The sequence below is a fragment of the uncultured Psychroserpens sp. genome (genome assembly GCF_947494225.1).
Taxonomy (GTDB): domain Bacteria; phylum Bacteroidota; class Bacteroidia; order Flavobacteriales; family Flavobacteriaceae; genus Psychroserpens.
Genome location: NZ_CANLUG010000002.1, coordinates 548,926 through 565,028, shown reverse-complemented (window position 1 = coordinate 565,028; position 16,103 = coordinate 548,926). Strand labels below are relative to the sequence as shown.

Here is a 16,103-nt window from a genome sequence, read left to right as displayed (position 1 = left end):
ATTAATTGTTTTTGCGATGCCTTAATCTCAATAGATCCCCAAGCTTGTTGTTAAGGGCAGAAAATAAGGATAACGCGCTCTATTGGTAGCAACCATATTTTCACTAAACTGAAATCGTTCTTCATGAATAGAGCCACTTGCTGGAATTTCAAAAGGTAATTTGTAGGTAAACGAATTAAGTCTATTTTGAAGATTAATATATTTTCTACCTAAAAAACTAAGTTGATATGGTAACACCATGCCTTTATGCTCTATTGAAAACATCTTATGTTGTTGTATGGAGAAGTTACCTGGCAACCTCACTAGTGTTCTTGGCAAGTACAGTTGAGCATGTTGCAACTCCTTTTTCAAAAACTGTCTTAATTCAATATTAAAATTTAAAATTAAGTTTGAAACATCGTCTTGATTTGGTTTATTTGCGTACCAATCGTTCCTATATTGAATCACTTGTTGAACCAAATCGTAGAGTTTCCCTTGATTAACATTTAATAATTGCAAATCGAATTCGATGGCCTTTGCAAGTAATAAAAATGCACGAAGTTTAATGATCTTCATGGTAACTTGAGCATCAATTGTAATGAGCATTTTTACAAGATACTCTAGAGCTATTTGCCTTTTTAAATCTTCGCTGGTGTTTAAATTATTATCGCTTAAATTTAGATTCTTTCCACCTAAATGCTTCAAATTAGAAATAAGGTTGAAGGACATGCTTTGCTGTAAATCTGGCTCTTCAACACCAAACACACCATGTGTGAGGATATTTTGCTCATCTGCATTTAGTTCTGGTCTCAAATTAGCTGCACATTGCCCCCCTTTTTTAAAGACACAAATAATATCCAAATCTGATATCCCAGGATGTTTTACTGAACCCATTTGATAAACACTCAATACGGCATCATTTGCCAATAAGGTCTTCACCAATTTTGTTTTGAGTGCTTCATATTGAGTCACAGGTATACTTACAGGATGATCTATATAGTTTAACCTCATACCTCTCTTTTTATTTTTTCAACCATAATCATAAGGTTTTTATAGAACGTATTATCTAATTTTTCTTGTATCTGTGGTGCAATTTTTGGGGCAAAGAAACGCGTTGCTATTTTTCTTATAAGGGTATTTGGTTGTTGCAATAACAGTTTTTGAAAACCATTCATTTTATACACCCAATGCTGCCTTACATCTGTTGCGATCACTATTGGCATCCATTCGCTAGAACTAAAATCTTCTTGTACCGCCTTAAAACTATCCTTTTTAAAAATTCCATCATTATGCATTACTGAAAAATATAAACAAGGTATTAGCATCACCTGACTGAGCATACTTTTTAACTGGTAACTATTTTTGGGTTTCCAATTATGCTTAGATCGCCACTCAAACTGGTTTAGCATATTGACCAAAGCCTTTTTATAGTCAATTTCATGGCGCAACTTGAGGTCCAACTTGAGGTTAGACATCTTCGGAAATATACATTTAGAATAGCTTAAAGTACTCACTGGAAGGTAATCTTCTGGATAACTACCTAGATCACTTTCTTTAATTTGAAACCAGCCATGATGTTGTAAGGGATCAAAACGCAACATCATTTCCATACTTTCTCTTTTAAACGTTTCTAGTGCTTTCGAATTTACAAATTGATCCTTTACAATGAGTAATCCGTCAAAATCGCTATATGGAATAACCTCATTGGTAGCAACACTACCATGCACAATTACGGCATAAAAAACTTCAGAATATTTAGATTCGACCAATTTGGAAATACGACTTACCAATGGAAGCGCCCCATCATATAAAGGAATTATTACTTGATGTTCATTAGTTGATTGCATTAGTTTGCTTTCGATTTTAACACTTTAAAAATATCAATAATTGTCTGTTTATGAAATACATATAAAACGATCAAGGACATTAGCATCATTACTCCTAAAAGAGACCATTCGCCAACATTTAAATATTGCAAATAGAATAAAATATAAATCGCGGCAAGCGTCACCAATGAAATGATAGGTCCTTTCAAACTTTTTAGTAATTGTATTCCTTTAAATGGAATATGATGATTTAACACAACCAAAAACAACAGGTATGCAATTGCTTTAGCCGCAACCAATAAATAGGCCACCCACAGCACACCATATTGCACACCAATAACAATGGCTAATACCGTTAAAATAGTTCTTCCTATAGAGACATACATAGTCACTTCGGGCTTACCAATACTAGAAAAAATAACACCACCAAATTGGCTTATAGATTGGATGGCTCCAGCGAAGCAAAGAATTCGTACAATAGGAATTGCAGCATCCCATTTTTGCCCAAACACGGTTTGGATAATTAACTCGGCATTAAAAGCTAGGATTGTCATAGCGGGAATAGACACCATAGCTATAAGCTGTACCGACTTAAAATATCCATTTATAATTTTTTCTTTATCATCTTTAAAAGAAGAAAACGACGGAAATAACACCTCGCTAAATATATACGAAATCCGCTTTACTGGTGTATACATAATATTATAGGCAAATGCATAATATCCTAAAATTACGCTAGAAAAGAATTTACCTAGAATTAAATAATCGATATTTCTCTCAAAATACAATGCCGTACTAGATGCTTTAAATTTTAATGAGTACCATACCATTCCTTTAATTTCTTTAAAATTAAAATACAGATTTGGCCTCCATCTCTTAAAAAGTAAAACTAATATCAATCTTATAAAGGACGACACTAAGGATTGTAAAATAAGAGCATAGACGCCCAAACCTAAATAGGCACCTATCACAGCGGCAATAGAACCTATTACAGTACCAGACAGGTTTATTTTACTAATTGTTTTAAACTCTAAATCTCTTTCTAAAAGTTTATAGTGGATAATAAAAAGAGGCGTTATCAAAATATTAATGGCCGCAACAAAAACTATTGATGTTAATTGCTGCTCATCATAAAAATCTGCAGCAAATTGAGCGGTTGAAATAATTATAATGAACGAAAGAATGGCTAGTCCAAAATTCAACCAATAAATAGAGGATAGTTTTTGTTGAGTTGTTTCGCGTTCATGAATTATAGAGGCTCCAAATCCCATGCTTGTAAACAAGATTATAAAACCAATAAAAGTCATTGTTAAGGCGACCAAACCAAAATCTTCAGGTAACAGTAGACGCGCTAATACAATATTAACGACAATAGCCAATAATTGCGATAATACATTAACGATTGTGAGGTAAAAACCTCCTTTTATGATTTTACTCTTACTCAACTAAAAAGAATATAATTTAATTTTTTCAATATATGAGCAGAAGCATCTGTAAATGTCTTATTTGATACAAAATTTGCTCCTTTCTTTGCCTGCTCTTTATAGGTTTTATAATGATCGAGTATGTGGGTTATTTTTTCAATTAAATCTTGAGAATCATCGGGTGCAACAAATGATACTAGGTCATTAGGAAATCGTTCTTTCAAACATGGTAAATCTGTAAAAATTACTGGATTTTCACTTTGCAAATAAGCACCGCCTTTACCTGGACTCAAAGTATATCTGTTATAAAATGTATCTTCATAGGTAGCGACTAAAACATCCGCTGCTTGTACAAATTTCAAATATTCTGGATACGTTTGAAATGGGTATAAAATTAGATTTTTATGGTCCTTATTTTTATATTCGTTTTGTAATCCTTCAGTAGCACCAACAATAACAAATTTTGTATTTTCAAAAGCATCAGACGCCTCTGCGAAAACTTGTATTCGCTTTAAATTTTCTCCTGTCTTCCCAGCATAAACGACATATTTGATATCATTCTCCCAGTTTAAATAGTTGCGATGTTTCGCTTTATTAATATCTGTTGGATCTTGGTAATCTGTTTGAAACCGAACTGGAGATTTTATTATTTTTTCCTTAGGAATTTTAAAGGTATTCACTAAAAACTCCTCAACATGCGATGTCATGACAACAATAGCATGCATTCGTTTCATTATGAACTTATGATAATTGTTATTACTCAAAAATGGGGTTTCGAATACTAATTTACATCTTATAAGTCCAAAAAACTTAAGAATAATATAAGGAATAACAGACGTATAGCATTTACTATAAACGACAACATGTTTATGTCTAAAGACCGAAAGATGTTGTAGTATAAACATAAAATTAAACACAAACCTATTCATTAAGACTACTATAGCCGAGGACTTATTATTAACCTCTCTTATTTTTGTATTTAATTCTGTTATTTTAAAATTTTCAGGAACATCATAGAGGCTAAAAATATCGTTATTCTCCAAGGTATAATCCTTGCGTTGAACCTTTGGTGTAATCAACTCCACATCAATACCATGATTAGAAAAAGCCGCACAACTGTACATCATATGGACAGCATCGGCTCTGTTTTTTCGCATATCTCTAGGAGAAATATAGTACAGTTTTTTAATTTGACTTTTAGATGAATCCATGCGAAGAATGTCTAATGGTAACCAAATTTACTCATTAAATGTCCAGAAACAGACATAATTTCATCAATCTGTGCTGCAGATAATTGTTCGAGGTATTTTTGGGTGTTATTTTTATCTAATTGCTCATTAGTTTTCTTTTTCCAATCTAAAAGCGCAGATGGTTCCATCTTATTTTTATAGTAATCCAGCATTTGATCTTCAAACTGTAAATTGAGCACTTCGGTACACTTTTGTAATTCTATTTGTGGTTCATTCAATAAATCCTCGTATCTAATAAGCGCATAATTTGATGGGCTAATAGATTCTAAAAAACTTAATATAGTTTCATTTTTATGGAGCCAATCTAGGCTTATATCCTTGATAGTTTCAGGAAATTTTGGCTTGTATTTAGAATCTGTTGCGAGTGAATTCACTTTTAAACAACTGCAAACGACATCTCTAGAATCTCTAACAATAATTAAATACTTGGCATTGGGGTAAATGTGGTTAAGCAAGTCGAGATGATCTATGTAGTAATTGTTTTTATCCCCTAAGACCATAGACGCTCCTTTTTCTTTTTGAATACCATATTGGTGTATGACCAGCGATGTTAATTCTTGATAAGACTTGGGTTGTTTCGTTTTAATTAAAGTCTCCAAGGCTAGGTAATCCAAATTCCAAGTTTCAATCTTTTTTGATGTTTTTAAGTTGGAAATATAAGATTGTACATCCTTAATAGATTGTGTATTTTCAATATTCCAGTCTTTATAGTCTTCATACCACCACTGGATAAATCCGCATTCTGGAGGCACCACAATAGATGAATGGCTACTCATCATCATTCTAAACAATGAGGTGCCAGATCTAGGGCTACCAATAATAAATACGTTTTGATATGTCATCCTGAACTACTATTAACTAAGGTTATCCAATCGAATTTGAAACAAGTTCTGATATTCTCTTAACATCCTCATTCTCTAAACCGTAATATAGCGGTAAACATAAAATGCGAGGAGCGATATCTTCCGAAACACTGACGTTATTTGTATTATTTACATAATCTAATGATGACAAAATTGGATAAAAATAACGTCTAGGCATAATGTCATTAGCATTCAGTAATTTTTCGGTTTTTAACAAATCTGATTCAGAATTAAAAATAATGGGATAATAACTATAGTTCCATTCTGTATGCGCTCTAATTTTAAGTCTTCTAAGTTTTTTAAAATCTAATAAATTATCATATAAATCGCAAACCCGTTTTCGATCGGCGATTATATCGTCAATATATGGCAAAACACTTAACCCCATGGCCGACTGGAGCTCGCTTATTTTAGCATTAATACCGATACCATGAAATCTTAAGGGTCCATCGTGTCCAAATTTATGTCTATAGAGCATTTGATGATAAGTCGCTTCATCTTGACAAAATAACGCGCCTCCTTCACCTGTATGAAATAGTTTGGTAGCATGAAAACTACACACACTAACATCTCCATAGTTAAATATAGGTTTTCCTTTATAAGTTACACCAAAGCAGTGTGCCGCATCATATATAACTTTTAAGTTATGCTTTTTTGCTATGACATCTATAGCGTCTATATCACAAGGGTTACCATATACATGCGTTACCAAAATTGCCGTTGTTCTGCTGGTAATTGCTTGTTCTATTTGAGTCTCATCAATTGTAAGATAATCTGGATGTATATCTACAAAAACAGGTGTGCATTTTTCCCAAACAATGCTCGATGTTGTTGCTACATAAGAAAATGGTGTAGTAATTACCTCTCCCTCATCGGCAAAGGCATTTAGAGCAATTTGAATGGGTAATGTTCCATTGGTCATCAATATAAGATGATTTGCGTCGAGATGTGATTTTAACTTACGCGCTAATTCTTGCGTAAGGTCTCCATTATTTGTCAACCATTTATTTTCCCATATGGCATCCACATAAGCTTTATATTCTTCAATTGGAGGGAAAAAAGTTTTAGTAACAGTAATCATAGAGTTATTAAGCAATCTTAATTAATACATGTAAGTGTGCAAATATATTCTAAAATTTAATAGGGACTGTAACACAAAAAGAACTATTTCTTATCAAAAGAGCCTCTTATTAGGCATAAATTACTTAACTTAAAGGTATAACTTTTGCAGTGTATTAGTACAAAAACCATAGAATTAGTTTTTATCACTCATATCTTTTATTATCTTTGACAATTCCCTCAATTTGCTTTAGATCGAATTTAAAATAAGTGATTTAAGAAAAAAAATTAAATTATTATTGTTATGAAAAAAATTTACTTAGCAGCAGTAACACTACTTTTGTTTTCATTTGGATTTTCTCAAACTCCAATTGTGACCATTGACAGAGATAACATCATTGGGCCAACGACTACTGGAAACGATCCAACTATTTCATCTGTAGGTCTCACTAGAGGTGCTGGTGTAGCTTTAAGAGCTGGTACAGATTTTTCTTCAAACAGCTGGACAGGTACATCCCAAGCTGATGCTGAAACTAATGACGATTACATGGAATGGTCTACATCTGCTAGTGCCATTAACGATATAGAAATTCAACGTATTGATATAAGATTAAGAAGAAACCCTAATGGTCCAACCAATTGGCAATTATTTTATAGTTTAGACAATTTTGCAACTGCAGGAGTTGCTGTTAATACAGCTGTGGCTATTCCGGAGAACACAAATGTGGTGACTAATATTACTGGGCTTAACATAGACTCTGGTACTGGCGGAACCATTACGTTTAGATTATATGCTTGGGGAGCAGCTACAAATGGAGGTTGGTTACGTGTAAGAGGTCAGGCATCATGGTCTGATTTTGGTATTGCACTTCCTGGGCTTAGATTAAGAGGAGACATTACTACAACAGCTACAAATGACATAGAGTCTAACATTATCGCATCTACTTTTGATCCATCAGACAATATTGACTATAACGCTTATAATGCAACATCAGGATTAACTACAGCAAATGCTATTAAAGTTGGTGATTTTACAATTCAAGATGGTGGAGACGACCTTACAGACGCCGATACCGTTGACACTATACTTACCGATTTAGGATTTGACATAAGTAATAGTGATAATATTGCTGCCATAGCTATTTTTGATGGCGCCACAAATATTGCTGAAATCACATCTGTTTCAAGTACGGTTAACTTTGTTGGACTTACTGGCTTAACAGCTCCAGATAATGGATCAAAAACTTTTGATGTTTATGTAACATTTAATTCAACAGTCGTTGACAATCAACAAATTCAATTAACAATAAGTGCTGCAACCGCAGACATTGGTAGCGGATCAGGTTTTACAACCTTTAATGCTGGAGGTGCTCAAACACCAATTGTTGGTGATGATAATAGAATTGAAGTTGTAGCTACAGCTTTAGCTTTTGATCAAGAACCTGTAGATTCATTTCAATTTGAAACGATGAGCCCTGCTCCTACAATTATTACAGTTGATGCAAATAACAACCAAGACTTAGATTTTAATGGAACTGTTTCTGTTGTTTCTGGTGGATCTTTAGACCCTGGTTTAATTAATTATACTATTACTAACGGTTTAGCCACATTAGATACTATTGTGTTTAATGAAGAAGAAACTGCAACGACGCTAATTACTTTTGGAGGCGGATTAATTGCTGCGGTAAGTACCGCATTTGACATTAATGGCCCGTTAATTACCATTGCAGTTCAGGACTTTGATGGAGCTACACCAGAATGGACATACACTACCGATGTTGCAACATTTGACAACGGTTGGGGTACAGATGGTTATTATGGCGTTATAGATATTGCTAGTGCATCTCCATTGGATAATCCTTCTTTTTCTAATAATATTTTTGGAGAGAACGATTTAAACGATGAAGGAGATAATGGTACAACTGGTTTTGCAACCTTGACATTAGCAACAGTTGACATCAGCAACTTTGAAAGTGTAAAACTATCTTTTGACTGGGATGTTCATGGTTATGTAAATAACAGTGATGACGCTCAATACAGATTAATTCTTGATGGCGTAACTCAAGCGGCTGTTTTTCTTTTAGACGGAAATGGCGCAATTGATACAGATCAAGGAACTGTAACTGTAGATATATCAGATACGGTCTCTACTATAGGTTTAGAAATTAGAGTTAGAAACAATGGAAACTTAGGTTTCTCAGGATTTGACAACTTCAAATTAGTAAGTGTTTTTGATGGTTTACTCTATGTAGATAATGGATGGTCTCCTAATCCTCCATCTGGCACTACAGGTGCTGACAATGCTTATGTTCTTGATGGAACTTACAATGTTGCAACTAATATTCAAGTGAATAACATGTATGTAAGCGATATTGCTACCACTAATATTTCAGCAGGACAATCTATCACTGCAAATTCTGGTTTAGTTAACCGAGGTACGTTTGAATTAAATTCGGTGTCAACATCATACTCTAGCTTAATTGCGAACAGTGTTGAAGGTAACATTGCTTATAACCGCCATGTCAATCAGTTTGCATCTACGGGCTCTACCACTGGTTTTAATGATTTAGTTGCAGCACCAGTAACTAATAGTGACCAAACATTTTTAGCTTTGAGAACAGCTAACGCAGATATTCCATCTGGAACCATTGGAGGTGTACCTTCATTCTTATTTGGACCGTTTGATAACAATGCAAATGACTATATCAATTACACAACTTCAGACGACCCTTCTCTTATCGTTGCAGGAACTGGATACAGAACAGCCTCTACTGCAGCGGCTGGCTCTACGTTCAGGTTTGTAGGTAATGTAGAAACCACTAACAATCTTGTCCCTATCACTGTAGGAACAAATAGTGATTTCAATCTTATAGGAAACCCTTATCCTTCTTATATATTGCTTTCTAACTTCTTGGCTGATAACTCTAGCGAATTTAACATTACTACCTCTGGAATTTATGGTTATGATGGCGATTTAACCAATGGGTTTACCATCTGGAATCAAGCCTATTCTGATGCCAATCCAAATGCTGTTATTGCCCCTGGACAAGGTTTCTTTGTATCATCAAAAGCTGGAGGAGGTACAATTACTTTTAATGCCGCTTCTCGTTCTATTGGTACTAATGATGATTTCATTCCTGGACGATTTTCAGATCCAAGTTTATTAGCGCACTTAAAACTTCAAATGTCGAACGGAAGTTCTTTATTCAATACTGATTTCTATTTTAATAATAACGCTTCATTGAGTATGGATACTGGATACGATGCCGTTATGTTTAATAACTATACACCTAATTTCGCTATCTATTCTCATCTGGTAGAAAACAACAATAATGCAGACTTAGCTGTTCAATCTGTGCAGTACGACGCGCTTAATAATGTAATCATTCCACTTGGAATTAATGCTAATGAAGGAGAACAGTTAACGGTTAGTATTTTAGATACCGACATCCCAGATAATATAGACGTTTATTTAGAAGATAATGTAACTAATACCTTTACTTTATTGAATACTTCTGATTACGTATTTACGCCATCGACAACCTTATCTGGAACAGGACGTTTCTTCCTAAGGTTTTCTGCAGAAGCGCTATCTACACCAGAGGAAGATTTTAGTTCTATACAAATTTACACGACAAAAACACCAAAAACATTGGTGATCAAAGGTGAGTTAAACAACGAAACGAAAGCCGAATTATTTGATATTCAAGGTCGTATGATTTTATCAACTCAACTAGACAGTAGAAGTATTACCAATGCTATTGATATTTCTAATATTACTTCAGGAATTTATGTTGTTAAGTTAACCAATGACTCACAACAACGAGCTCAAAAAGTGATAATTAAATAACTGTAACAGAAATTAAAAACGCGATATTGTCAATCACATAATAATATTTTATTAATTTTGACCATTCGTTAAAGCACATAATGAAAAAAAACAGTCCTCAAAATCAAATTACACGTAAGGAAGCCCTTCAAAAAATGGGTAAGTACGCTGCGCTTACAGCGATCGGTACATTTCTTATACTTAACCCTAAGAAAGCACAAGCATCTTCTCCGCCAGATCCAGGAGGAAATCCTTTTGATTAATTTCTATTTTTATTTTGAAAACGGGTTTATCTCCGAAGTACGCGCATAAAATTAATGATACTGCAATATTGTGGTTTCATAGGTCTAATAGATATGTTGTCGTATCTGAGAGTTTATATACGTTAATTACTTTATACTTTAATTCTACAGATAAAAAAGCATTTATCAATGCACTGGATCAAACATTGCACATTGATCCTTTAAAAGGAAAGGATATTTTTAATGAAATTTCATTTTTTTTGGAAGATGCTAATACAGTATCTTCGATAGATCACATAAATCAAACGGTTAGTCCATCACATAAATCATCGCTATCTATTGAACGTTCTTATCGTTTTGATAATACAATTGTAACCGTACATTTTGAATCTCCAATCATTGAAAGTTTAATACATCCTCAAATAGCTCATCATTACACTGATACTGCTTCGAATCCAGACATAAGGTTCGCTATTTTCAAAACAAATGACGACTTACATTTTCTAAAGAATAATAAACACATTGGTAGTTATAAAACTGAAAAGTTTCATTTTCTACAAGGTAAATTTGCTCTAGAACTCACCAATGCCATTCACAATCTTGATATCGAAAAATGGATTGCAACATTTCATGGCTCTACAATTACTAATGGAAAGACTTCCATCATGATAGTTGGTGATTCTGGAAATGGTAAAAGTACGCTATCGGCCCTATTAATGGCTAGCGGACTAGATTTGCTAGCAGATGATTTTACACCCTTATATGAGGATTTGAACCTCTATAGTTATCCAGCATCTATTTCGATTAAAAAAGGTGCTTTCTCAACTTTAGAACCTCTTGTTGATGGCTTTAAAGATTTGGAGACACATAAGACTGGTCCGAAAAAAGTAAACCTAAAATATGTTCCTCCAACGTCGAGGACGAAAAATTCTAAGTTTCATTGTCAATGCAGTCATATTGTTTATGTCACCTATAATAAAGACAGTGAATCCTATATTAAGAACATTTCAGTAGAAAAAATATTAGAAACTTTAATACCAGATTCATGGATTTCTTCCCATGAGAAACATGCACGTCTTTTTTTAGATTGGCTTGGTCAAATAAAATGCTATGACCTAAATTATAGCGATAATGCATTTGCTGTTTCTAGTATTAATTCACTATTTAATTCCTAATAATACGGTTTCGGATTTTCTTTGTTTATTTTTGAACTATTCAATTATAGCTTTTGTTAGAACTAAAATCCACATATAAAAACACCTTACAACTTATTGCTAATATTTTAAGTTTTGAGCATCATGTCCCAGATTTAAAAGAAACACTTTTAAATGAATCGTTTGACGAAGAAGCTCTTGTAAAAGTGGCGAGTGATCATTTAGTATTGACAACAGTATATTGCAGATTAAAACAGAAACAATTACTTGAATTCATTTCGAAAGATCTAGCCTATTACCTTGAAGATATTAATACAATTAACACAAACCGAAACCTCAGTTTAATTGAACAATCAAAGGCGATCGCTCGAATTTTTAATGCACACAATATCAGCTATGCTTTTGTAAAAGGCTCTGCTTTTTTAATTAAAAACATCTACCAAGATATTGGAGAGCGCATGATTGGAGACATTGATATATTGGTAAAAGAAGATCAAATAGAACATGCTTTTAAATTATTAAAAGATCAAGGTTACACAAGGCTTCCGTCGAGTATTAAAGCGCGCTTTTTTGAACACAAACATTTAGATAGATTAGCCTTAAAAGATGAGTTGGCCGCAGTAGAACTACATAAGTATTTACTGAATAGTTCGAAACGGCATGTATTAGACACCAACAATCTCCTTAGTAGAAGACAAATTATCAATGAGGTATATATTTTACACGAAGAAGACCTTTTTAATCACAATATTTTAAATTTTCAAATTAATGATAAGGCGCACTATTATTCAAAAATTAGCATGCGTTCTACCTATGATACTTTGGTATTTATAAAGCTATTTCCAAAATTATTAAAACCAACAAATAGTAGTTATCATACATCTTATTTCTCCTTAAATTCTGTGTTTTTCAAGGAATTTATAGATGTAAAATTGAATCGATCAAGAATAAACGCTTTCGAATCTAGACTAAAGTCATATCGTCGTCATTCGTTTCATCAGAAAAAATTACACTTTTTTGCACTAATAGGTGAGTTGCCATCTCGTTTAAGCACTTTTATTGTAAGTAGACCATATAGGCAAGCCATTTATAACGACAGACACCGCATCTGGAGCGAATTAAAATCAAAATTTATTAAGCCCTAACATAAAATATAATAACTTTGACGATTATTTGCAATATTATTGTTCAAAGTATATCTTTGAATTAACCCAATATAATTGAATCATGAAAAAGATAACCCTATTCCTAATATTAGTTGCTCTATTTAGTTATGATAGTCAATCTCAGGTAAGTAAGAGAGATATAAGAAATATTGAATCATGGACAATTAGTGTTGGAGTAAATGCTGTTGGAAGTTTAGGAACGAGGAATCCTCTTAAAAAATTAAGTGAGTTTGAATTTAATCGTCCCTTTGCATTCGCTATTCAACATAGGTGGTCTAGATATTTATCGGTAGAACAAGATTTCACCATGAATAGATTTAAGATTACATCTCGCATTGACAATGGTTCGCTTCCTGAAGAATTTAATTACTACTCGACTAACACTTATGTTAAGTACTTTTTTTCGGATGAAATATTTCCTGAAGCTTTATGGCTTGATTTATATGCTGGAGCGGGATTAGGTGTTTTCTCTATAGATGAACTTAATACTTCGGCCAACTTCGCACTTGGTGGAGCTTATTGGTTTAATGGAAGTTTTGGTATTAGATTGCAATGTGTTGGTAAATTTGCCTTTAACCATAAAGACAATCGATTTGACAATAATCACTTCCAGTATATGTTACAGGCTGTGTTTAAACTGTAACTAATAACCAGCAAAGTCAAAATTCAACATAGCTTTTGTTTTAAGATATAATCTAGGGAATTGCCTTTTAAAGTCCTCTGGAGTTTCTATAAATGTCTCTACAATCACAGCAATAAATTCAAACTGATTGGTAAAAGCATAGTCTCTAAAGTATTTTGATGCTATAAGTTGTTGTCGCAATTTCTCATCTGAAGAAAGCATATCTGTAAGCTCTGAAAAAGCAGTTTTAAAGATTATAGAACTTACATCATTGTTTTTTAAACTATTGAGATGAATAGCATGTGTAAACTCATGAATGCCTAAGTTAATATTATCGTTCTCATCATCATAACCATCTAAAAAATCTGCCCACGAAATCACCAAAGCATTTAACCTAGGATTAAGTTCTCCTTTATGATAAGTCTCATTTGCGTTTGAGTAAAATGGACCAGGGTAAATTATAATTTTATGTACTAAATCGATTTGATAATCTCTAAAACCAAAAGTAAGCATAACGGATGTCGCAGCAACCAAAATCTTCATTTCTGTGGTCACCACTAAATGCTCTCTTCCTACGAAATGTTTGGTATCAATAAATCGTGCAATGCGATGTTCAAATTGTCGTTTTTCAACGGTGTTCAATTTCCGATAAAAACTAAATTCTCGTTTTAAAACACCAAGTTCTTCTTTACCTAAAGTCTTTTTTGTTAAATAAAAATGAACAAAAAATGGGCGTTTATATTTACTGGCATACTGCTGCTCGAAAAACTTATAAAAGCGAGATAATACAACCGCTGCCATACCCACAAAAAAAATGGAAAGAAGTGCAATACGTGCACCTGGGGAAATGGTCAAGCTTTCTTGAGTTAGGGCTAATATCATTGCCTAAATATACTGAAAATTACATTCTTGGTGATAAGAAGGAAATAGTGCTTTAATATGAGGCATTAAGTGGCTTTGAACATCAGGATTAGTGCCTAGCGTCGCTCCTCCTCAGCGCTCCGCTTTGAACATCAAAAACCCAAGATTATAAATTCAAGCGAGCTTGATTTAACACTTGGGTTTTTGATGTATTCGTGACCTCGAGAGGGTTTAAACCTATTTACGAAACCACTATATTTTATGGGCTTTTACCACGTTTCTAAAAAGCTTGGTGAAACCATAGCGAAACGTCAATTTTTCATTACTGGTGGTAAATATAATAAAGAAAAAAATAAGAGTCTTTTTTTAATTCAATATCAGAAAGGACAGATATGACATAGATACTAATTTTATTGTCCTACTTCATGAGACTATTCTCTCATTGAGGCTAATTTAGGATTCACTTCTTATGCAACTTTAGTCTATTAAACTTCGTTATTTATAAAACCTTAAAAAACAAACTAGAAGTAAAATTACTCAGCACCGAACAAAACAAACTGGTCTTTGTATTCTCCATCATTAGCCTTAAACTTTGCCAAACTATCAATTCCAATTTCTACCCCTGCTCCAACTGCATGTTCGCTACCATCTGCTTTGGTAAATCCTTTTTCATATCGTTTTTTCCCAAATAATCTAGATTGAAGCTCAGGAAAGAATTCTCCATAAGGATCATGACAAACAATATTAAAATCTGGCGACGATTGATTTTTTAAATAGTTTTGATATCCAACAACTAAAACAAAATGTCCTGTTGTATTAGAATTGCTAACGCTAACCAACAATGGAACACCACTATCTATACTCGAAACTATATGTTCAATAGTTTTAGCTTGATCATCTAAAATTCTCCATTTCATTTTCAGTTTGGGTTCTTTAGGCTTATCTGCATAATAGCCTGAACGTGTATTCCACCACCAAATAATATTATTCCATCTATTACATCCTTCAATATTTCCTTTCTCATCTTTACAAACTTTTTGGTCTGGTCGATCATTGTGAAAATTAACAATATCGTAAATTTGAGTTATAGGATCGTCTTTTCCTGGGACGTTCAAAAAGTGTGCTAACATTTTTAAGCAGGTAGATTGACATGTATCTGCATTAGGCTGCGTATAATAAGGCACTTGCAATACTTTAGATTTTTTGTCTTGTGCAAATGAAAAGATACAAACAAAACTTAAAATAATAGATAATTTAATTCTCATGGTTCTTTTGGGTTTTCTAATGTTCTTTTTAATGCTATAGGTTGATATTCTTTACTGGCATATCTAATTACAGATTGCCAAGAAACCCTATTTTTATTTGGTATCGCTTTTGGAATAGTATTAATATTTCTATCTTCAAAAACTAATTTTAGTTTAGCAATAAATTCTTTAATCTCATCATAATCGGTATGATTCAGCATTTTCTTTAGAACTTCTACTTTTAAAAAGTAAATTTTTTCATCAAAAGGATACAGAATAATATCTGAATTATAAAATATCCCATCTTCAATCTTTAAATCAAGAACTTCATCAATCATGCCATAATTCTTTGGTATAACAAAATAATCAAGTTTGTTATCATCTATTAAAACTAAAGCGACATTATCTTTCCATTTCTCTACAAAGCGTTGCTCAGAATAATACTTTAGTATACCTTCATTAGTTTTTTCGTCATAAGAATCTTCTCCACAATTATAAGTTTCACAGATTTTATCTAAATGTTGTTGAATAAGTGGATTCATCCAGACACTGTCAGGTATATTGCTATCAACAATTACTGAATT

Annotated in this window: 14 protein-coding genes; 5 read left to right on the top strand and 9 right to left on the bottom strand. The window is 33.1% G+C overall.

Annotated features, from left to right (window positions below):
• Positions 1–27 precede the first annotated feature (27 nt).
• From Q0893_RS06590 to Q0893_RS06565, 6 genes are read right to left on the bottom strand one after another with little or no spacing between them, the layout of a single operon-like run.
• On the bottom strand, positions 28–990 hold the full coding sequence (locus Q0893_RS06590; protein WP_299273655.1) for a hypothetical protein: 963 nt from the start codon (positions 988–990) through the stop codon (positions 28–30).
• Positions 987–1,826 carry a nucleotidyltransferase domain-containing protein gene (locus Q0893_RS06585; RefSeq protein ID WP_299273652.1) on the bottom strand — a complete coding sequence of 280 codons (840 nt, stop codon included), beginning with the start codon at positions 1,824–1,826 and terminating at the stop codon, positions 987–989. The genes Q0893_RS06590 and Q0893_RS06585 overlap by 4 nt, the downstream gene beginning before the upstream one ends.
• Positions 1,826–3,250 (bottom strand): lipopolysaccharide biosynthesis protein, encoded by a 1,425-nt coding sequence (locus Q0893_RS06580; protein ID WP_298900418.1) that lies wholly within the window; start codon positions 3,248–3,250, stop codon positions 1,826–1,828. The genes Q0893_RS06585 and Q0893_RS06580 overlap by 1 nt, the downstream gene beginning before the upstream one ends.
• Positions 3,247–4,440 (bottom strand): glycosyltransferase, encoded by a 1,194-nt coding sequence (locus tag Q0893_RS06575; protein ID WP_299273649.1) that lies wholly within the window; start codon positions 4,438–4,440, stop codon positions 3,247–3,249. The genes Q0893_RS06580 and Q0893_RS06575 overlap by 4 nt, the downstream gene beginning before the upstream one ends.
• An 11-nt stretch (positions 4,441–4,451) precedes the next feature.
• The gene (locus Q0893_RS06570) at positions 4,452–5,321 is read right to left on the bottom strand and encodes a sulfotransferase (protein WP_298900420.1); all 870 of its coding nucleotides are present in this window, start codon (positions 5,319–5,321) and stop codon (positions 4,452–4,454) included.
• Between the two features lie 22 nt (positions 5,322–5,343).
• Positions 5,344–6,423 (bottom strand): DegT/DnrJ/EryC1/StrS aminotransferase family protein, encoded by a 1,080-nt coding sequence (locus tag Q0893_RS06565; protein WP_298900421.1) that lies wholly within the window; start codon positions 6,421–6,423, stop codon positions 5,344–5,346.
• A gap of 282 nt (positions 6,424–6,705) precedes the next feature.
• Here Q0893_RS06565 and Q0893_RS06560 point away from each other — a divergent pair, with 282 nt between their 5' ends.
• The 5 genes from Q0893_RS06560 (at position 6,706) to Q0893_RS06540 (ending at position 13,435) form a co-directional block, all read left to right on the top strand.
• The gene (locus tag Q0893_RS06560; protein WP_299273644.1) at positions 6,706–10,251 is read left to right on the top strand and encodes a T9SS type A sorting domain-containing protein; all 3,546 of its coding nucleotides are present in this window, start codon (positions 6,706–6,708) and stop codon (positions 10,249–10,251) included.
• 80 nt (positions 10,252–10,331) lie between these two features.
• Positions 10,332–10,493: a hypothetical protein gene (locus tag Q0893_RS06555; protein ID WP_298900423.1), complete on the top strand. Its 162-nt coding sequence runs from the start codon at positions 10,332–10,334 to the stop codon at positions 10,491–10,493.
• Positions 10,494–10,507: 14 nt separating this feature from the next.
• The gene (locus Q0893_RS06550; RefSeq protein ID WP_299273640.1) at positions 10,508–11,647 is read left to right on the top strand and encodes a hypothetical protein; all 1,140 of its coding nucleotides are present in this window, start codon (positions 10,508–10,510) and stop codon (positions 11,645–11,647) included.
• A 53-nt stretch (positions 11,648–11,700) separates the two neighbouring features.
• The gene (locus tag Q0893_RS06545) at positions 11,701–12,771 is read left to right on the top strand and encodes a nucleotidyltransferase family protein (RefSeq protein ID WP_299273637.1); all 1,071 of its coding nucleotides are present in this window, start codon (positions 11,701–11,703) and stop codon (positions 12,769–12,771) included.
• An 82-nt stretch (positions 12,772–12,853) separates the two neighbouring features.
• Complete coding sequence (locus tag Q0893_RS06540; protein WP_298900427.1) at positions 12,854–13,435, top strand: hypothetical protein; 582 nt, start codon at positions 12,854–12,856, stop codon at positions 13,433–13,435.
• On the opposite strand, the gene Q0893_RS06535 is transcribed toward Q0893_RS06540, so the two are convergent.
• The 3 genes from Q0893_RS06535 to Q0893_RS06525 all read right to left on the bottom strand — a co-directional run bounded on the left by Q0893_RS06535 (position 13,436) and on the right by Q0893_RS06525 (position 16,061).
• Complete coding sequence (locus tag Q0893_RS06535) at positions 13,436–14,296, bottom strand: zinc-dependent peptidase (RefSeq protein WP_299273632.1); 861 nt, start codon at positions 14,294–14,296, stop codon at positions 13,436–13,438. It abuts the gene before it with no gap.
• Positions 14,297–14,808: 512 nt separating this feature from the next.
• Entirely contained in the window at positions 14,809–15,540 is a 732-nt protein-coding gene (locus Q0893_RS06530; RefSeq protein WP_299273629.1) for a C39 family peptidase, read from the bottom strand.
• Entirely contained in the window at positions 15,537–16,061 is a 525-nt protein-coding gene (locus Q0893_RS06525; protein WP_299273626.1) for a hypothetical protein, read from the bottom strand. The genes Q0893_RS06530 and Q0893_RS06525 overlap by 4 nt, the downstream gene beginning before the upstream one ends.
• Between the last annotated feature and the right edge of the window lie 42 nt (positions 16,062–16,103).